The sequence below is a fragment of the Actinophytocola xinjiangensis genome, from assembly GCF_001921215.1.
GTDB classification, from domain to species: domain Bacteria; phylum Actinomycetota; class Actinomycetes; order Mycobacteriales; family Pseudonocardiaceae; genus Actinophytocola; species Actinophytocola xinjiangensis.
The window spans coordinates 120,343-139,232 of sequence record NZ_MSIF01000006.1; the positions used below are offsets into that span (position 1 = coordinate 120,343).

Sequence of the window (18,890 nt, forward strand, 5' to 3'; positions counted from 1 at the left end):
GCACAAGGCAGGCTGAGCAGATGAGGCACGGGGTCACGATCGGGCAAGCGGCGGCATTCGTCGGCGTCACGGTGAAGACGGTGCGGCACTATCACAAGCTTGGCCTGGTCGAGGAACCGGAACGCGACAGCTCCGGCTACCGTCGGTACGGGTCGGCGGAGTTGTTGCGGCTGGTCCAGGTCAGGACGCTGGCCACCGCCGGCGTACCGCTGGCCGAGATCGGATCTTTGCTCGACGCCGACGCCGAGCAGTTCGCCGCCGCTCTCGCCGCCGCCGAGCGGCGGCTGACCGACCGGATCACGGACCTGATCGCGCAACGCGACACCCTGCAGCGGCTTGCCGACGGTGACCAAGCCCTGCTGCCCGACCGTGCCTGCGCGATCCTGGACCGCATGTCCACTCTCGGCTTCAGCCCCGACTACGTGGGAGCCCAACGCGAGGCCTTGGTGCTGACCCGTGCCCTGGTGCCGAACAGCTTCGACAACCTCCTGGCCCAGCTGGAACACCGGCTCGAGGATCCCGGGTACGTCGATCTGACCAAGCGCGCTTCGGCGGCCGAGACCTGGGAACAGGACGACCCGAGGATTGAAGAACTCGCGACCGCCATCGCCGACCACTACCTCGCCAACCCCACACTGCTGGGCAACCCCACCGGCCTGCGTACCTGGACCAACGCCGCCACCCAGTACACGCTGATCAACAACCACCGGGAGGACCAAGCACCGATCTCAGCCCGGCTCACCGCGCTCACCGAGATGAAACTCCGCTCCGCGGGCATACCCATCCCACGCCAGTGATGGGCACCTCGCAGCACAGTGGCCCACCCCAACGAAGACCGTCGACCGATCAGCGCTGGAAACCAAGCTCTCCAGCCTCGACAAGGCACGTCAGCACCACACGAGGGGTTTGGGGGCTTTCCCGTGATCGGTGTTTCCGGCGTGTCGATCAGTAGGTTTCGACTCCCGGCCAGCGGTCACCGAACGTGATGGCGAAGGCGTTGAGTACGGGTTTCCAGTGCATCGTCCATCGGCGCGGCCTGTGCCGGCGGGGTCCAGGCCGCGGGTCACAAGATACAGGCACTTCATCGCTGCCTGTTCGGTCGGGAAGTGCCCGCGGTGTATTTCTTCCCCTATTCCTCGTCGAGTGTGTCCAGTACCGCTAACTGTTACCGGCCAGTTCGACGATCAGGCTCTCAAAGCCATCGCAGAGATCGCCACCTGGACTGCCCGACCATGAACACCCACCCACCTGTCAGTACCGTCCTACAACCACCTGACCAGCGCGTCCAGCGACACACGCTCGACACATCGTCACAGAAGCCGCAGGTCAACCGCACAGGTCAGTCTGGGGACGTGGGGCTGCTCGGTCCTCGGACACGCACACTATTCACCCGCATCGAAATCTCAGCGGTGAATGTCTCCGGCTCATACAGAACCTGCAGGTCAGCCCCTGCGTACAGCTCTGCGAGCCCCTCCCCTGCCGCGTCGTTGAGCTTGGCCGCGACGTTGCCCAGCATGTCGATCCGCGCGTACACCTCCGCCGCGTCCATCAGGTCCGAAGGTGGCGCGTTGTCGACCTCGGCCTGAGCCACCACGCGCTCGGCGTGCGCGCCGTTGATCACCTCAACCAACGCCGCCGGATCCACGCCGGCTGTGATCGCCGCTTGATACTTCCTGAGTCGGCGCTCGGCATCCGCCAGCCGCTTCCGAGCCGCCTCTCCCCCGTCCCGTCTCTGCGACGCACCCTCCCAGGAGGCCACGAGAGCGGCCACCGCGCGATCCACATTGTCACGGTCGAACAGCTCCGCGAACCATCCATTCACGGCGTCCCGGATCGTGTCCTCACGCAGATACACGGCCGGCGGATGCTGAGCCAGAACAGGTGATTCCGGCGCGAGCGTGCGCGCGGGGCAGCGGTAGTACATGGCGTGCTTGCGTGGACTGCCCTCCACCTTCCGCGAGCACACCGCGCACCTGATGCGGCCTCGGAACAAGTACGGCCGCTTCACCGGCCGCCCCGTTCGCTCGGTCTTCCGCGCCGTCCGCAACCCGCCCGCCGCCTTCGATCGGCGCAGCAACTGAGCTTGGGTGAAATCCTCAACCGAGATGATCTCCGGATGAGCCGGCCGCCGTGACCGGACGACCCGGTCCGGTGTGGAGCGTCGGAACCGCACCACATGCCCGGCAGCGACGTCCTCCGGGTCCATCAGGACTTCGCGCTTGGTCCACCGCCCGAACACCGCATAGCCGGTATAACGCGGGTTCTCCAGCACCGACCTGCTCGCCCGCGCGCAACCGGGCCAACAACGCGCGCGGGTCGCCCTCCAGTTCCGCCAGGGTGGCCGACGCGCCGACCGGAAACGTCACTGGATCTGGACGGTGGGCACCGGCCACCGGATGACCGAACTACGCGCGGTGGCCGGACTGCTGGACGTGGAGCTGATCGTGATGGTGTGACCTTGAGTGTCCATGTCCTTTCGCCGAGTGACCTCAAGTGGTATAAACCAATCGGGAACCATGTGAAACGTGCCCCGGGCCCGGCAGGCCGGGTCCTGAGGGAAGGACGTCCATGACACGCTCACGACATTCGCGCCGGACCATCTGGGTAGCCGGGCTCGTCCTCGCAATCAGCGCCGGGACGCCATCGGTCGCCGAGCAGGAGCCCGCCCCGGTAAGCGACGTCGGGGTGCAAGCCATCCGCAACACGTTCAACGTCGATTTCAACCGATGGGCCGCCGGTCCGTACTCACGGTCGGAGGCGGCCGAGGACTTCGGCAACGTGTCCGACATGAACGAGGCTCGCTCCATGATCAGCGGGGGCAGGTTCCGCGCCACGCTGGAACCTGGCCTGCTCAGCGGGGCGGGCGGCAACCTCTGGTCGGTCGACGTCACCGACGGCACCGAATACGAGATGCGCTACACCATCAACTTCCACAGCCAGTTCGACTGGAGCCGCGGCGGCAAGGTCGGCTGGGGTTTCTCCGTCGGTGACGGCGCGTCAGGCTGCGTCAAGGCCAACGGAAACGGCGGCAGCCTGCGACTCATGTGGTACACCAACGACTCCGGGCGGACCTACTTCCAGCCCTATCTCTACCACGCGGGAATGCCGTCGAACTGCGGCGACACCTTCGGCAAGACCTACCCCTCATCAGGGTCGATCCAGCGCCAGACGAACTACGCGGTCACCATGCGGATCAAGAGCAACACCGGCACCAGCCGAAACGGCCACGCCCTGGTCATGATCAACGGCACCACCGTACTCGACACCCCCGTTCAGTGGACCTCCAACGACGTCAAGCGCCAGATCAGGAACATCTGGTCACACTCGTTCCGCGGTGGCAGCCAGGACTACTGGACATCGGACACCGTTGGCTACATCTACTACGACGACTTCTCCATCAGGCACATCGCCTCCTAGACGTGTCCAGCCGCCACGTCGTCCGGATCAAGCAGCGTCTCACCGCCCGAAGACCGCGTACTCGGTGTAGCGCGGGTCCCATGATCGGTGGTTACGGCGTTGTTGATCAGTAGGTCTCGGCTCCCGGCCAGCGGTCACCGACCGTGATGGCGAACGCGTTGATCACGGACGTCCACCGCATCGTCCACCTGGCGCGGCCCGTCCCGGTTGGGTCCAGGCCGCGGGTCACAAGATGCAGACACTTCATCGCGGCCTGCTCGGTCGGGAAATGCCCTCGAGCACGGATCGCCCGGCGATAGCGCGCGTTCAACGACTCGATCGCATTCGTCGAGCAGATCATCGGCCGGATCTCGACGTCGTAGTCGAGGAACGGAGTGAATTCTTCCCAGGCATTACGCCAGACAACAACGTGGGCCTGACCAGATCAGATCGAGATCTGGAAGACGGCACGGTCCTTGCCAGGTCCCTTGAAGTTGGCGATGACGGGGACCCCGTTGACGATGCGATCGCCGCCGGCGTTGGAGAAGCCCATCGATTCCCACGCGGCTTGTGCGGCCGCGTTCTCCGGTTCAGAGGTGAGGTATATCCGTGTGCAGTTCCAGGCGGTTGCCTGCTCTCGGACGTGGCCGATCAGCGACTGGGCGATGCCGGCGCGGCGGTGGTCGGGATGGGTCATGACGTCCTGGATGTAGACCTCGTTCGGGGCGTCCTGGCTGCGGAAAGCGATAGCCGCTCCGGCGAGTTCATCGTTGATGACGGCGGTGGGGCATGTGGAGGAGAAGAGGGTGGCGTAGAGCCAGTAGTCGGAGGCGGTACGGGCCCTGACGTAGGGTGCGCCGAGGTCCATGAGCGCGAGGATCTGTGGGATGAGGTCAATGCGCAGCGGCGTGATCTTCATGGTGCTCCTGGGGTCGTATCGCGGACGAGGTTGGTGAGGTGGCGGACGACATCGCTGGGATCAACGGCGTCGGAGACGCTGCGGCCGACGACAAGGATAGGTGGGAAGAGCTCTGCGTCGTGCTCGCCGCAACGATTCACCGGCCCCACGCGGCATGGCCCGGTAACGGCAGCCCATGAACTCGACTCGGCGATCGGCGAGAGACGGACACACCGACGGGCGCCCGGGAGCGGTACCGCGCTCACAAGCTGAACCATCACTCTCTGTGCCAAATATGACTCCTCGTAACAGTGAACTCCGGGAACCTTGGCCCGCCCGACGGCCCAGCACGTCACCGGCAGCGCACCGACGGCGATCGCGTTTGTGTCAGTGTGCGCGAAGACCGGTGTCGCGCCGAGCCGGGGAGAGCTCGTCGACCCTGAATCTGTTCGCGTCGCCGAAGAGCTAGCGGCACTCCAAGCTCAGCCGATGCAAGGATGCACCTGCCCGTGACCTCAGCTCAGGGCAGACGCCACAGCGTGATCCCGTCGTCGGTGTACGTTGCGAGGGTCGCGCCGTCCGGGCTGAACGCGAGGCGTGGCGTGTCGACGTGGTTCGGCATCGTCGTGACCGTCCGCCAGGTGCCGGTGTCCCACAGCCGGATAGTCCCGTCCTCGGCCGCGCTGGCCAGCAGCTTGTCCTCCGGCGCGAACGCCACCGCGCTCACCGGGCCGCTGTGCCCGGTGAGGGTCGTGACGACGTCCCCGGACGGCAGGGCGCGGATCTGGATGTCGCCGTTGCCCTGGCCGATGGCAGCCACGGTGCTCGCCGGGTCGATCGCGACCGAATTCGCGTAGTCCTCGGTCTCCATGGTGGTGACCGGAGTCCACGTCGCACTGTCCCAGTAGGTCAGCACCGAGGACGAGTACGAGCTGGTGAGGAAGTGCCCGTCCGGTGCGGCCAGGACACTGTCGTCCTGGTTGGGGGCGATGGGGTGCTCACCCGCGGGGGCGCCGGTGGCGGCGTTCCACAGTCGGAAGGCGGTCTCGGTCTTGGTGACAACCAGCTTGCTGTCCAGCGTGAACGTCCCACCCCCGCTGACGTCGGGCAACGGGAACTCAGCTGACGACACGGTTTCCGGGTCGCGGAGCAGCACGGTGCCGTCCCCGCCGTTGTCCACCACGATGCTGCGCCCGTCGGGGCTGATCGTCATGCCCAGCACGGACGTGTCGAACCCGATCGTCTTCGCCACGTCGTTCCTGTCGACGTCGATCAGGTGCAGCGATGGCGGCTGGTACGTGGTGACCACGAGGTACTTGCCGTCGGCGCGATAGGCCAGCCCGGTCGGGCTGCCCTCGACGGGAACCGTCGCCGCCGCCTGGGGTGCGGCCGCGACGACACCACCGCGTTGCGTGACGGCGGTCCCGCCGACCGTCGCATCGCCGCCAACCAGCCCGTAGCCACTCGCACCCAGCACCACCACCAACGCGGCCGCCATCACGGCGTACGGCCTGGGGTTGGCCTTCGCGTGGTTGACGACCCGCTGCCGGATGGTGACCGACTTGCCCCGTACGGAGCCGATGTAAGCGCCCGAGTTCACGGACGTGTCCCTTCTCATCGGACGAGCAACCGGTCGGCGGGCACGTCGATGTCCCCCGACTGGCCCCAGCACTCGGCCCGCCCGTCCTCCCGCAGCGCACAGGAGTACTCGCCGCCCGTGTTCTGGCCGAGGACCGCGAACGTGCCGTCCGGCGGGGTGGTCGCGCCTTCGTTTCCCTTTCCCCAGCAGGCGATCGTGTTGTCGGTGCGCAACCCGCACGAGTGCTCCTCGCCCGCGGACACGGCGCGGAACGTGCCCTTCGGTGCGACGGTCTGCCCGCGATCATTGCGGCCCCAGCAGGTCACGCTGTCGTCGGTGCGCAGGCCGCAGGCGTGGTGGCCGCCGACGGAGACCGTGCGGAAGGTGCCGGACGGTGGCTTCAGGTCGTCGTCCCCCCAGCAATGGATGGTCGCGTCGGTGCGGACCCCGCACACGGCGTCGTACATGGACGCGGTGACCATGGAGAACGTTCCGGTCGGGTCGGTGCCGTCGTCGCCGTTGACCTTCTTGTCCTCGTCCCAGCACGTCACCTTGCCGTCGCGCAGCACGCCGCACCCCGCGGTGACGGCCGTGAACCGGGCCCGGGGGCCGGGTTGCGGTATCTCCTTCTCCTCACGTGGTGTGGGACTCGGCCCGGTCGTCGTGTGCGCACCGTCGCTGTCCCAGCACGTCGCGGTGCCGTCCTCACGCAGGCCGCAGGCGATCCCGTTGCGGGTGGCGACCGAGGTGAACTGTCCCTCCGGTCTGAGGTACTCGGCCGACTGGCCCCAGCAGATCGCGGTGTGGTCGGTGCGCAGCCCACACGCGGACTTGTCGCTGACCGACAGGAGGCCCACGGTGCCGGCGGCTGTGGTGGAGGACGAGTCCTGGTCGTCCGCCGCGGTTGGGCTGACCAGGCCCCACGTGCCCCAGCCAAGCAGGGCGATCACGACCGCGAAGACGATGATCGCGGGCACGGGATTGCTCCGCACCCCGTTGATCACCCGCTGGGTGATCTTCACCTTGCCGCTGTCGCCGGCGTCCACCATCCCGATGTAGGCGCCGGAGTTGTCGACGATCGGCCCCTGCCCCTGCCCCTGCCGCGGCGCCGCCTGCCGGTAGGCGGCCGCGACCAGTCCAGCGGCGAACGCGGCGGCGTTGGCGGCGGCGGTGGGCTGCCAGCCCGCGGCGTCTTCGGCGAACTTGCCCTCGCCACCACCCGCGTGGTCGCCGATGCCGCGGATCGCGACGACCGGGGTGGACTCGGACAGGTGCGCGGCCAGGGCCACGCCGGAGCTCTCGGTCTCCACCGCCACGGCGTCGTTGTAATGCAGGCGCAGGCGGTCGCTCTCTGGTGCCGTGACCGAGTTGAGCACAACGTCACCGGCGGCGACCGGTTCGAAGTGGATGGACGGGGCGGTCTTCTTCTTCGCGCCCGGCCACGCCTGGCTCCGATGGACCAGCCTGGCCAGTTCGAGCAACCGGTGGTTGGTGTCCCACGCCCTCGGCCTGGCCTGGTACCGATCCTGGTCGATTCGCCCGCCCTGATAGGCGTAGATCCGGTTGGCCACGACCACGTCGCCGAGCGCCAGCCAGTCCCGCATGCCGCCCGCGATGCCGACGAACAACACCGCGGCGGGGGCGAACTCGGCGATCACGCGTTCGGTGAGCGCCGCGGCGTTCGCGGTGCCCATGCCGATGGCGGCCAGCACGACCTGCGCCTGTGGCTCGTCCTTCAGGCGTCCGATCTCGACGTACGTGCCGGCGGGCAACTGGTGCCACCGCAGGTTCCTCAGGTGCTTCTTCACCGCCAGGTACTCGATCTCGAGTGCGGTCAGGATCACGATCATCGCGGCTCTCCCATCCGGCGTCGTGCCCCGCACGCTAGCCAGCATACCCATTTTGCGTCAACATGACATGAAGTCTCCCGACCGCAACTTCGCCCTGCGTCGAGACCTACATCGCCAAAGGGGGGCGAAGCGTTGCTGTCGAACGGACATGAAATATGCTGCGGTTGTGACACAGAACGACGACGGCTGGACCATCCCCCTGGTCGCGATCGCGGTCGACCTCGTCATACTGACCATCAGGTCGGCGGCGTTGCACGTACTGCTCGTCGAACGCGCAGAGATGCCATACGAAGGGAAACCAGCACTGCCCGGCGGGTTTCTCGCGACCGAATCCGAGGACCTCGACACCGCGGCGGCCCGGGAACTGACCGAGGAGACCGGGCTGCGCGCCGAGTGGTTGCACCTCGAACAACTGCGCACCTACGGCACGCCCAACCGCGACCCGCGCGGCCGCGTGGTCTCCGTCAGCTACCTGGCCATCGTGCCGGACCTCCCGGAACCGGAGGCGGGCGGCGACGCGAGCGACGCCAACTGGATGCCGGTCAGACAGGTGCTCCGCCGCCGGGCCGGGCTCGCGTTCGACCACGACCGCATCCTCACCGACGGCCTCGAACACGCGCGGCGGAAACTGGAGCACACCACGCTGGCCACGGCGTTCTGCCCGCCGCAGTTCACGGTGACCGAGCTGCGGAACGTGTACGAGATCGTGTGGGGTGTGCGCCTCGACCACCGCAACTTTTACCGGAAGGTCACCGGCACGAGGGACTTCCTGGTCCCCACCGGCACACAGACAAAACAGCACGGTGGCAGGCCTGCGGCGTTGTTCCGCCGGGGCACCGCCACGGCGCTGTACCCGCCGATCCTGCGGGGCTCGTCGACCTGACGAACACCAGCGGACATGCGCTGGCGACTGGGCCATCCAGGCGGAAATCCATTACCAGGGGTTACACATAACGCTGTATGCAAGTACCTCGGTTGGTGACCCAGCGCTCGCCAACTGCCTGGTCGACCACGCCGCAGCCCGCAGCGCCATTCTCCCCGGCCGACCCGCTGCTGCGTTACCGCGACCAGCACCCACTCACCAGCCGACGCTACGACCGCCCCTGGTAACGACTCCCCTGGATCGCCACATCAACGGCCCTCTGATCCGCGTGGTAGACGATCTCCAGCCTCAGCGCTTCGTAGACCGAAGAACGCGTACCCGGTGTATCGCGGGTTGTCCAAGATCGCCCGAACAGTGCTGCCCTGCCAACCATCCGCCAGCCGGTACCTGTTCTGATGCGACGCACCACTTCCGCCGCCGGCCCATCAACCACCAGCACCCGCAGCCGGTAGCCCTCGGCGGCCTTGCGCGGATTCGGGTGCGGACCCCCGTCGACCGTCAACTATCGGTGACAGCCCGCGGCCGGCGGGAAAGCGGGAGTGCTAACCATACTGACGGGGTGTCCCCCGCTCAGTTCCTTGTCAGAAGGAAGCACCCCCATGGCCCGCCGGCCGCGGAGCCGAGGAAAGCACGGACGCTGTGTACCAGATCCGCCCCGTGGGGGCGGTCCCGAATCGAACGGAGTAGTAGGAAGCGTCCGCATGGCCTCGGCTGTCACTTGTCACGCTGGGATCAGCTCGTTGAGCCTGTCCAGCGTGTACACCTCCGATCCCTCCGGCAGGTCCTGCGGCGCGTCGATGCCGACGAAGGTCACCGGCTCGTCCGGCGCCTGCCCGTCCCAGGTGGTCACCTCGGCCCGGGTCCGCCACCGGTCGAACAGGTAGGACATGGTCAGGTACCGCCGCTCCACCAGCGCCCGCACCCGGTCAGCCGTGCTGAACGCGTTGTTCTCCACTCGGTTGAACCCCCGCATGCCGCGCAGGTACAGGTGCAGCCACACGGCCTGCCAGCCGTGCTCGCCCTTCGCGAACACCACCGGCAGTGCGACCCGGCCCTGTCCGCGCATCTGCGAACGCGACCGCACGGTCCTGGCGTCGAACGGCGCGCCCCGCTGTGCGACCTCCCGGGTCTGGTACCCGAACATCGACTCGGCGACCTCGTCGAACGACTCACCCGAGTAGATGTTGACCTGTGGCACCACGTAGCGCCCCGGCAGCGACAACGGCACGTCGATGAACTCGGTCGCGCCGTTCTCCGCGTGGGTGACGTCCCCGGAGTGCACCACGCCCGCGTGACGGTAGTTCGTCCACGACACCTGGCCCACCGAACGGAACTCGTCGTCGAGCAGCAGCGCCGACAGGTCGTAGTCCGTGCGCCGCTCCGTCTGCCGCCAGTAGGTGAACAACCGCACCAGCTCACCGGACACCGAGGCACGCGAACCCCGTGGCAGCACGGCGAACCCGCTCTCGGCCGCCTTGCCGGACAACGGCAACGCGACGTCGAGCACATCCGGGTGCACCAGGAGCGGCCGCTGCAGTTCCGGCAGCCGGTCGGTGATCTCGTTGTCCAGCGACGACTCCAGCTCGACCACCAGCTCGGCGGGCAGCGGCGGGCGTTCGTCCGGCCCGACCCACGCGCGCCGCGAACGGTTCGCGTACATCCGGACCGGCGCGGGCACCTGCCGGTTGCCGACGTGCTCCCGCAGCGAGCAGAGCACCCGGCCCGACGCCGAACCGAGCGCACCGGTGATCGCCTCGACCACCGAGTCCCGCTCGGTCGCGGGCGCGAGCCGCAGCAACCGGTCCGCGGACCGCAGGAGCAGTCCCGGCGCGTCCGACAGCACGGCCGCGGCCTGCCCGATCGAACCCGCGCGGAACGCCGCCTCCGCACGGCCCGGGAGACCGCGCACCCGGCGCTCCCCACGTGCGACCGTGAAGACGTCCTGTGCGTGCGGCCACTGGCCGAACTCGTGCGGGTGCAGCCGCTCCCCGAGCCGCTTCCACGGCTCCGCGTGGCGGGCGACGTCACCGAGCTTGCCCGGGTTCGCGGCGACGACCTCGTTCAGCGCGGCCAGCAGGATCCGCCGCTCCCGGCGCCGGAACGCCCGCAAGCGCGTCGGCGTCGCGAGCGACACGTCGCCGCCGGAGACCTGGCAGGCAACGCGCAGCACGTCGGTCGTGGTGTCCACGGCGACGAGCGGGGCGCCGAGGACGAGCCGGATGCCGTTGAGCACGGCACGGTTCTCCCGCACCGGGATCTCGGCGGGCTGCTCGCCGTCCATGCAGGCGACCGCCAGCTCGGACAGGATCGCGAGATCCGCCTCGCCGTGCGGTGTCACACTGCCGGCGAGGGCGAGGTAGAGCCGCGTGGCCTCCGCGTCTACGGTGTCCCCGAGGTTCAGCACGGTCAGCCGGTCACCGGCCGACGCGATCAGCTCGTCGTGCGCGGCCAGCAGTTCGGCGTAGGTGTGCTGGTAGGTGCCGTAGCCCGGCAATGCGAGCAGGTTGACCCCGCCCGAGGTGACCGCGTCGCGCAGCTGCTCGTCGGTGGCGCCGCCGCCGGTGAGCACGGCCGCACGCAGGCGCTCGACCCAGAACTCGACGGTGTCCGGCACGTCGTGCGGGAAACCGATGAAGTAGGCGTTGTGCTGGACGTGGTCGCCGACCAGCTCGCGCACCGCCGCCACGACGGTGGCCGCGAGGTCCATGGCCGGGCCGACGGCCAGCGCGCCGACGTGCGCCAGCAGCGCCCGCGACGCCGTGAACCCGGCGTCGAGCAGAGCGGCGTCGAGCTGCCGGGCCACCGGCGTGCCATCGCCTGCCGCCCCGGTGCTCGCCGGCACACGCAACGTCTTCTGGATGATCAGCTTCTCGAGCACGGGGCCCTCCCTTCCTCCGGTTGCGGCAGTCCACAGTGGAGCAGACCTGTCGCGCGTCCTGGTGTCGATCCAGGAAACCCGGGGCTATGAATCCCAGGTGACAGCCGTGCCACGCGCGTATGGGGTGGTCGACCGGACTCGCACCGGCTTCGACCGCGTCCACAACCCGGCGCCTCGACTCCTTCGGCTTCGACCACAGTGGAGAACGTGGGTGTCGAACCCACCACGGTGATCTTGCAAGGATCACCTGCGCGCCGGCGCGCCTCCCTTGATGTCACGCTCTCCCACCAGGACTCGAACCTGGACTTCCCGGGTAACAACCGGGTGTGCTGCCGTGTGCACCACAGGAGATGAAGCGCCCACAAGCATCATCGGGGCGCAGCGGAGGATGCAGGGTTCGAACCTGCGCGACGCTTCCGCGCCGACTACCGTTTTCGGGACGGCTGCCTTACCGGGCTCGGCCAATCCTCCAGGTGGGGTTACCGGGGACTCGAACCCCGGACCGGTCGATTAAGAAGGAGAAGGAAGCGCTCCCATGTCCGCGAATCGCGGTGAGCGGGCGCGCTACGCAGATCGACTGCTCTGCCACTGAGCTAGTAACCCCATAGCTACTTTCTGTCTGCTCCACTGTGAACTTGTCAATGAGGCCACGTCCCGAATGTGCCCCTTAGGACACCGCCCGCCACGCAACCGAACACGCAGTTCCCCTGCTGAGGTCAATGCTTTCGACAAACAACTCCGTGTTTGTGCACGGTAAACAAAGAAATCCGCCCTGGTCGGTTTCCCGACGGGCGGCTCCCTTGACGTGACATCACCTGGTCACGGCGGGGAGCCTCTGCCCTTCAGCCACGAACTGGCCGAGCAGGCGACGACGGCCATGGTGCCGTTATGGCCCCAGGTCGCTCGCTCATGCATTCGGCCGGTCATGGTTTCTCCTCAGTTCGTTCTGACAGGATCAATCATGGCCGACCAGCCGCGTGCCGTCAACGCGGTTAACCGAAGAAATCGCCGGAAACTTCCGCCGCCGACAATCAGGCGAGACTGAACTTCTCGGCGTGCACCTGCCTGACAGGACCCTCCAGGTGACGAACGCCGCGCCCACCTGCTGGCCGACCACTACTCCACGCCGCGCACGGGACGGTCGTCCAACAGCTCGACCAGCGCGTCGCGCAACAGGTCGGGTCGCTCGGCCAGGTACATGTGGCCGCCGTCCACCTCGACCAGGCGGAACTCGGCGGTGGTGGCGGCCGACCACTGTCGACACGACGCCGCGTCCACCAAGTCGTCGTCGCGGCCGCGCAGGGCGGTGACGGGGACGTCCAGGCGAGCATCCGGTTCGGCCTGGTAGTTCTCGCGCATCTGGACGTCCGCGCGCAGCACCGGCAGGAGGACTTCGCGCATCTCCTCCATCCGCAGTGCCTCGTGGACGTAGCCGACCAGTCCTTCGACGCGGGCCAGGAACTCGTCGTCGTTCAGCCCGGTGATGCCGTCCGCGCGAGGCTGCCACGGTCCGGGGGCTCCGCTCACCACGAGCCGGGCCAGCGGCACGGGCGAGCGCCGGGACAGCTCGCGGGCGAGTTCGAACGCCAGCAGCGCGCCGAGGCTGTGCCCGAACAGCACCACCCGGTCGGCGCCGTCCAGCCTCGGCAGGACCCACCCGCACGCCTCGTCGACCACGGCCGCCACCTCAGTGTGCGGGGACTCGACGAACCGCTCCTCGCGTCCGGGCGGCTGCACCGCCAGGACGGTGAACCCGGCCGGGACGGTGGCCGCCCATTGCCGGAAGAACGCCGCGCCTCCCCCGGCGAAGGGAAGGCATACCAGCGCGGTCGTCGTGGAAGTGCGGGTCATGTGGGTCTCCGCCGGCTCGTGTCGTGGCTCGCGTGGCCCAGAGAACGCTCACACGACCGGGGGCCGGCGTTCCAGTCGGGCAATCCACCGACTGCCCGGCGCCGGTCCGCCGGAATACCGTCGAAGGCGATTCCAGGTCTGGCCGGAGGAGGGCGACACCGGATGTCGGATCACCAGCCCGGGGCGGTGGTGCGCCCGATCGTCACGACCGGCGGGCCGCTCGAGAAGAAGGTCGAGGCGATCTGGTCGGAGGTGCTCCAGCGCGAGCACGTCGGCCCGCACGAGGACTTCTTCGACCTCGGCGGACAGTCGCTGCTCGCGGCCCGGCTGGCCGAACGGCTGCGGGACGAGTTCGGTGTCCACTTCTCCGTGCGGGAGCTGTACGGCGGCTCCACCATCGCCGACATCACGCGGGTGTTGTCGGACCGGACGACCACGACCGCCGAGGACCCGGACCAGCCGATCCCGGTGCTGCCGCGCCGGTCGGGCGGCCCGGTGCTGCCGAGTGTCCCGGGAGAGCAGTGGTTCCCCGCCGCGGTGTCGCAGGTGGGCATGTGGCGCGGCATCGCCGCGAAGGGTGGGCCGGCCCTCGCGATCACCAGCGGCCTGCGGATCCGAGGTGTGCTGGACCCCGAGCTGGTCGAGGTGGCGTGGAACGCCGTGATCGCCCGGCACGAGACGTTGCGCACCGCGCTCGTCGACCGTGACGGTCAGCTCACGCAGGTCATCGCCGAGGAGGTCCACGACCGGGTACCGGTGACGCCGGTGCGGGCCCTCGCCGAGTTCGACGACGCGGCCAGGCACGAGGTCGACCGCCCGTTCCCCCTCGCCCGGCGACCTCTCGCCCGGCTCCGGCTGTTCCGGCTTGCCGAGGACGATCACATCGCCCTGCTGTTGACGCACCACATCATCAGCGACGCGCGGACGCTGGAGGTGCTCGTCCGTGACCTGGCCGCCGGGTACGCTGCCGCCGCCACCGGCACGCCGGTGCCGCTGCCGCCGCTGCCGGTCCGCTGGGTCGAGTTCGCCGCCCGGCACCGGGAACGCCTGACCGGTCCCCGCGGGGCCGAGCTGCGCCGCTACTGGGCCCAACGGCTGGCCGGGGTGGTCCCGGTCGACCTGCCGAGCGACGTCGAGCCCCCGCCGGACCAGGACGCCCACGACGCGCAACGCGGCGACACACTGGTCACCGCGCTGACCCCGACGACGTTCCAGCTCCTGTCCGAGCTGGTCCGGACGTATCGCGTCACGTCGCACGTGGTGGGGCTCGTCGCCCTCACGGTGGTGCTCGCCCGCCGTTCCCGGCAGCGCGACATCGCCGTCGACGTCCCGGTCTCCTTCCGTGACCACAGCCAGCTGGACGACGTCGTCGCCGACTTCTCCAACGACGTGATCGTCCGGTCCGACCTGTCGGCCGACCCGACGCTCGCCGAGCTGATCGACGCCACCCGCGGCCGGCTCGCCGACGACTTCGCGCACCACGACCTGCCCCCGTTCCTGCTCGCCGAGCACCTCGGCGAGCAGGGCCTGATGGACCGCCTCGCCGAGGCCCTCTTCACGGCCGAGCACGACCCCGAGGTGGCGCCGCAGCTCGGGCCGCTACGGCTGGAGCCGCTCCACCCGCCTCGGCAGTACGTGACCCGGCCGTTGAGCGTGCGGCTGCGCCACAACGACTCCGGTGGGCGGCTGATCGTCCGGTACCGCACCAACCGGTTCACCGCCCGGCGGATCGCCGAGCTGGTGCACGACTACCTCGACCTGTTCCGCGAGATGGCGCACCACCCCGAGCACCGGGTCTTCGCGGACTCGGTCAGGGACGTCGGGTGACGGTGGCCTTCCGCCGTACGGCCTCGGCCGCCGCGGTGAGCTCGCCGGCGGACGCCGCGCGGTCACGCAGCGCCTGCGCCTGTTCCGCCACGGTGACCCGTTCGTAGAGCGCGCGCATCGGCAGGTCGACCAGCAGCGCCTGCCTGATCAGCGTGCGCAGCCGGCCGGCCGCGAGGGAATGCCCACCGATATGGAAGAAGTTGTCGTGCACGCCGACGTCCTCCACCCCGAGCAGGTCCTCCCACAGGACCGCGAGGGCCGCCTCCAGCTCGGTACGCGGTGGGACCGACCGCCCCGCGCGCACCGGCGCGGGTAGCCCGGACCGGTCCACCTTTCCGTTGGCGGTCAGGGGTAGCCGGTCGAGGACGACCACCGCGGCGGGGACGGCGTACTCGGGCAGGCGCCGGCGCAGCCAGGCCAGGATCACCTCGGGCAGGTCCGGTTCCGGTGCCGCGGTGACCGTGACGTAGCCGGCCAGCCGCCGGTCGTCGCCGCCGGTCCCCCACACCGTCACGGCGGCCGCGCCGACCAGCGGGTGCGCGGCCAGGCATGCCTCGACCTCACCAGGTTCGACCCGGAACCCGCGGAGCTTGAGCTGGTCATCGGAGCGGCCGTGGAAGTCCAGCGACCCGTCCCGCCGCCGGTGCACCAGGTCCCCGGTCCGGTAGAGGCGCCCTCCCCCTGGCCCGACCGGATCGGGCACGAACCGCTGTGCGGTCAGCCCGGGTTGCCCGAGATATCCCTGCGCGAGCCCTGGCCCGCCGAGGTACAGCTCGCCCACCTCGCCGGGCGGCGTCTCACAGAGCAACTCGTCCAGCACGTGCGCCCGGGTCCCGCGAATCGGCAGTCCGATGGGGATGGTGCGGGCGTCCGGCGCGACGTCGTGCACCAGGTGCCAGGTCGCGAAGGTCGTGGCCTCGGTGGGTCCGTACACGTTCAGCAGCCGCCGCGGCGGCCGGGCGCACACCGCGCGCACTCGCCGCGGGTTCGCGGCCTCACCACCGAACAGCACGACCCGCAACGACGCGAACGCCTCCGGTGTGGTCACGGCGATCTGGTTGAACAGCGACGTGGTCACGAACATCACGGTCACCCCGTGCGCCCGCAGCGCGGTGGCCAGGCGTTCCGGCACCAGCAGCGTCTCCCTGGGCAGGACCACCAGGCCGGCTCCGGAGCACAGCGCGCCCCACAGCTCGAAGGTGAGCGCGTCGAACGCCGGGTTGGACGCGAGCGCCACCCGGTCCGCCGTGCTCAGTCGGACGTAGTCGTCGGCGGTCACGAGGTCACGCACGGCGCCGTGGGAGACCACGACGCCCTTGGGTGATCCGGTGGTGCCGGAGGTGTAGCACACGTAGGCCGGCTCGTCGTCAGCCGGACGCGCCATCGGCAGCACGCCTGGCATCGCGGCCATCCGCGTGGTGTCCAGCTCGGTGATGATCGCCGCGGCACCGCAGTCCCGCATGACGGTCCGCTGCCGGGCCGAGGAGTCCTCGGCGTCGAGGGCGACGTAGGCCGCGCCGGTCCACAGCACCGCGACCAGTGCCACCACCAGGTCCGGCCCGGACGGCAGTCGCACGATCACCCGGTCGCCGCGCCGGACGCCCTGTGCCACCAGCACCTCAGCCAGCCGCCTCGCGCGGTCGGCCAGCGCCCGGTAGGTCAGCTCACCGTCCGAATGGGACACGGCGACCGCGTCGGGCCGTCGTTCGACCCAGCCGGCGACCAGACCGACCACACCGCCGGACTCAGAGGCGTTCGAAACCACGCGCCAGCTCCCAGTCGGTCACGGCGGCGTCGAACGCGGCGAGCTCGATCCGGGCGTTGTTGGCGTAGTGGTCGGTCACCTCCGGGCCGAAGACCTCCCGGACCACCTCCGAGGCCTCCCACCGGGCCAGGGCGTCGCGCAGTGTCGCCGGCACCCGGGGCGCGGCCTCGTCGGCGTAGGCGTTGCCGCTGAACACGGTCTCGGGGGTGAGCTCGCGTTCGAGACCGTGCACCGCGCCGGCGATCATGGCGGCGATCGCCAGGTGCGGGTTGACGTCCGCGCCGGGTGCCCGGTTCTCGAGCCGGACGCCGGTGCCGTGCCCGGCCACCCGTACGGCGCAGGTCCGGTTGTCGACGCCCCAGCGGATCGCGGTCGGGGCGAAGGAGCCCGGCGCGTACCGCTTGTAGGAGTTGACGTGTGGCGCGTACAGCAGGCTGAAATCCGGCATGGTCGCCAGCAGGCCGGCCGCGACCCGCTGCCCGGTGACCGACAGGTGGCCGGGCCCGGCGCCGGGCATCGCGGGCGTGCCGTCGGCGTCGCGGACCGAGAAGTGGATGTGGCAGGAGTTGCCCTCGCGCTCGTTCGGCTTGGCCATGAAGGTGATCGACATGCCTTCCTGGGCGGCGATCTCCTTGGCGCCGTGCTTGTAGATCGTGTGCTGGTCGGCGGTGGTCAACGCGTCGGCGTACCGGAACGCGATCTCGTGCTGGCCGAGGTTGCACTCGCCCTTGGCACTCTCCGGGACCAGCCCGGCGCCGGCCATCTCGTTGCGGATCCGGCGCAGCAGCGGCTCCACCAGGTCCGTGCCCAACAGCGAGTAGTCGACGTTGTAACGAGTCGCCGGAGTGAGGTCGCGATACCCGCGCCGCTGTGCGTCCCCATAGGACTCGCGGTAGAGCACGAACTCCACCTCGGTAGCCACCTGCGCGGTCAACGCGTGACCGGCCAGCCGGTCGAGCTGCCGGCGCAGGATCTCCCGGGGCGCGACGGCCACGTCCGCTCCGTCCGGCTTGACCGGGTCGGCGAGCAGCAGCGCGGTCCCCGGCTGCCAGGGTATCCGCCTCAGGGTGGCCACGTCCGGACGCGTCGTGAAGTCGCCGTACCCGGTCTCCCAGTTCGCCAACCGATAGCCGGGCACGGGGTTCATCTCGACGTCCACGGCCAGCAGGTAGTTGGACGACTCGCTGCCGTGGGCAAGGATCTCGTCGACGAAGTGCCGACTGTGGAACCGCTTGCCCTGCAGCCGTCCCTGCATATCCACGAGGGCCATGACCACGGTGTCGATGCCACCCGCGTCCACCTCGGCGATCAGCTCCTGCACCGTCAGCGGTGGGCCCACGGCGTTCCGGGTCGCTTCGATGGTCATGTCGAGTACGCCGGGTCGATGACGCTTCGCAGCTCGCGCACCGGAAGACTCGACGGCCGCGTCAGGCGGTCGAAACTCTCGAGCCGGCCGATGTGCGCGAACGCCGCGTGCACGGCCTCCACATACGCCTTGCGCCGGCAGACCGGCCGGCCGTCGGCGACCGCGTCCTCGACGCGCCGGCACACGTCCTGCCGGGGGACGTACGCCTGCACCACGGCGTCGCCGGGTTTCCCGGCCCAGTCGACCGACCGCGTCACGTCGACCCGGTCGTAGCTGCGTTCCCGGGGATCGAGGAAGCCGAGGTCGGCGTCGGAGACGGGGACGACGGCCCCGTCGCAGTTCCAACCGTCGCCGCGCTGGCCGATGCCGAGCGCGGCGGTCACGCCGTCGAACTCCGATCCGTCCGGCAGCAGGAAGGTCCGTTCGGGGTGGGACACCTTGTCCGAGGCGACGTTCCACGCCCGCTCCCAGCCCGACAGCACGGCGTAACTCATCTTCTCCCGGTCGATCGGGTGTTTGAGCGTCGACTCCACCTGATCGGGGCTGACCAGTATTCCGTACACGAAGAGGTACATGTCGCGATTCCCATCGAAGTCG

Annotated in this window: 14 protein-coding genes, 4 tRNA genes and 2 pseudogenes; 4 read left to right on the plus strand and 16 right to left on the minus strand. The window is 69.3% G+C overall.

Going from position 1 to position 18,890, the window contains the following annotated elements:
- The first annotated feature begins 20 nt into the window (after positions 1–20).
- Positions 21–797, plus strand: coding sequence for a MerR family transcriptional regulator (locus BLA60_RS15145; protein ID WP_075133509.1), 777 nt, complete (start codon positions 21–23; stop codon positions 795–797).
- A gap of 148 nt (positions 798–945) precedes the next feature.
- Here the strand turns inward: BLA60_RS15145 and BLA60_RS43255 are convergent.
- Together BLA60_RS43255 and BLA60_RS15150 are read right to left on the minus strand one after the other, a co-directional pair.
- Positions 946–1,115, minus strand: a pseudogene (locus BLA60_RS43255) (IS256 family transposase); the annotation flags it as partial.
- Positions 1,116–1,339: 224 nt separating this feature from the next.
- Positions 1,340–2,272, minus strand: coding sequence for a recombinase zinc beta ribbon domain-containing protein (locus BLA60_RS15150; protein ID WP_154814364.1), 933 nt, complete (start codon positions 2,270–2,272; stop codon positions 1,340–1,342).
- Between the two features lie 515 nt (positions 2,273–2,787).
- Here BLA60_RS15150 and BLA60_RS15155 point away from each other — a divergent pair.
- On the plus strand, positions 2,788–3,417 hold the full coding sequence (locus tag BLA60_RS15155) for a polysaccharide lyase (protein ID WP_154814365.1): 630 nt from the start codon (positions 2,788–2,790) through the stop codon (positions 3,415–3,417).
- A 106-nt stretch (positions 3,418–3,523) separates the two neighbouring features.
- Here the strand turns inward: BLA60_RS15155 and BLA60_RS15160 are convergent.
- The 4 genes and pseudogenes from BLA60_RS15160 to BLA60_RS15175 form a co-directional block, all read right to left on the minus strand.
- Positions 3,524–3,832, minus strand: a pseudogene (locus tag BLA60_RS15160) (transposase); the annotation flags it as partial.
- A 9-nt stretch (positions 3,833–3,841) separates the two neighbouring features.
- A complete protein-coding gene (locus tag BLA60_RS15165) occupies positions 3,842–4,315 on the minus strand; it encodes a GNAT family N-acetyltransferase (RefSeq protein ID WP_075133512.1) in 474 nt (157 codons plus the stop codon).
- Positions 4,316–4,814: 499 nt separating this feature from the next.
- Positions 4,815–5,894: a WD40 repeat domain-containing protein gene (locus BLA60_RS15170; RefSeq protein ID WP_075133513.1), complete on the minus strand. Its 1,080-nt coding sequence runs from the start codon at positions 5,892–5,894 to the stop codon at positions 4,815–4,817.
- Between the two features lie 14 nt (positions 5,895–5,908).
- Positions 5,909–7,723: a phosphorylase family protein gene (locus tag BLA60_RS15175; protein ID WP_075133514.1), complete on the minus strand. Its 1,815-nt coding sequence runs from the start codon at positions 7,721–7,723 to the stop codon at positions 5,909–5,911.
- A 166-nt stretch (positions 7,724–7,889) separates the two neighbouring features.
- On the opposite strand from BLA60_RS15175, the gene BLA60_RS15180 reads away from it, so the two are divergent.
- On the plus strand, positions 7,890–8,606 hold the full coding sequence (locus tag BLA60_RS15180; protein ID WP_245811998.1) for an NUDIX hydrolase: 717 nt from the start codon (positions 7,890–7,892) through the stop codon (positions 8,604–8,606).
- A gap of 248 nt (positions 8,607–8,854) precedes the next feature.
- Here BLA60_RS15180 and BLA60_RS45525 read toward each other — a convergent pair whose 3' ends face one another.
- The 7 genes from BLA60_RS45525 to BLA60_RS15200 form a co-directional block, all read right to left on the minus strand.
- Complete coding sequence (locus BLA60_RS45525) at positions 8,855–8,986, minus strand: recombinase family protein (protein ID WP_245812011.1); 132 nt, start codon at positions 8,984–8,986, stop codon at positions 8,855–8,857.
- Between the two features lie 341 nt (positions 8,987–9,327).
- The gene (locus BLA60_RS15185) at positions 9,328–11,484 is read right to left on the minus strand and encodes a TerD family protein (RefSeq protein ID WP_075133516.1); all 2,157 of its coding nucleotides are present in this window, start codon (positions 11,482–11,484) and stop codon (positions 9,328–9,330) included.
- Between the two features lie 120 nt (positions 11,485–11,604).
- A tRNA-His gene (locus tag BLA60_RS43265) sits at positions 11,605–11,681 on the minus strand.
- 82 nt (positions 11,682–11,763) lie between these two features.
- A tRNA-Asn gene (locus tag BLA60_RS15190) sits at positions 11,764–11,835 on the minus strand.
- Positions 11,836–11,866: 31 nt separating this feature from the next.
- Positions 11,867–11,955: transfer RNA gene (locus BLA60_RS15195), tRNA-Ser, on the minus strand.
- Positions 11,956–11,958: 3 nt separating this feature from the next.
- Positions 11,959–12,088, minus strand: a tRNA-OTHER gene (locus tag BLA60_RS43270).
- 512 nt (positions 12,089–12,600) lie between these two features.
- A complete protein-coding gene (locus tag BLA60_RS15200) occupies positions 12,601–13,335 on the minus strand; it encodes a thioesterase II family protein (RefSeq protein WP_075133517.1) in 735 nt (244 codons plus the stop codon).
- 162 nt (positions 13,336–13,497) lie between these two features.
- Between BLA60_RS15200 and BLA60_RS15205 the strand changes: the two genes are divergently transcribed.
- The gene (locus tag BLA60_RS15205; protein WP_075133518.1) at positions 13,498–15,162 is read left to right on the plus strand and encodes a condensation domain-containing protein; all 1,665 of its coding nucleotides are present in this window, start codon (positions 13,498–13,500) and stop codon (positions 15,160–15,162) included.
- Here BLA60_RS15205 and BLA60_RS15210 read toward each other — a convergent pair.
- Genes BLA60_RS15210 through BLA60_RS15220 form a run of 3 tightly spaced genes read right to left on the minus strand, consistent with a single transcriptional unit; the run spans position 15,146 to position 18,868 of the window.
- Positions 15,146–16,927 carry a non-ribosomal peptide synthetase gene (locus BLA60_RS15210; protein ID WP_084734959.1) on the minus strand — a complete coding sequence of 594 codons (1,782 nt, stop codon included), beginning with the start codon at positions 16,925–16,927 and terminating at the stop codon, positions 15,146–15,148. The genes BLA60_RS15205 and BLA60_RS15210 overlap by 17 nt on opposite strands.
- The gene (locus tag BLA60_RS15215) at positions 16,908–18,293 is read right to left on the minus strand and encodes a glutamine synthetase family protein (protein WP_154814366.1); all 1,386 of its coding nucleotides are present in this window, start codon (positions 18,291–18,293) and stop codon (positions 16,908–16,910) included. Before BLA60_RS15215 ends, BLA60_RS15210 begins: the two co-directional genes overlap by 20 nt.
- Positions 18,290–18,868, minus strand: a complete 579-nt coding sequence (locus BLA60_RS15220) for a hypothetical protein (RefSeq protein ID WP_075133520.1) — start codon at positions 18,866–18,868, stop codon at positions 18,290–18,292. Before BLA60_RS15220 ends, BLA60_RS15215 begins: the two co-directional genes overlap by 4 nt.
- Positions 18,869–18,890 lie beyond the last annotated feature (22 nt).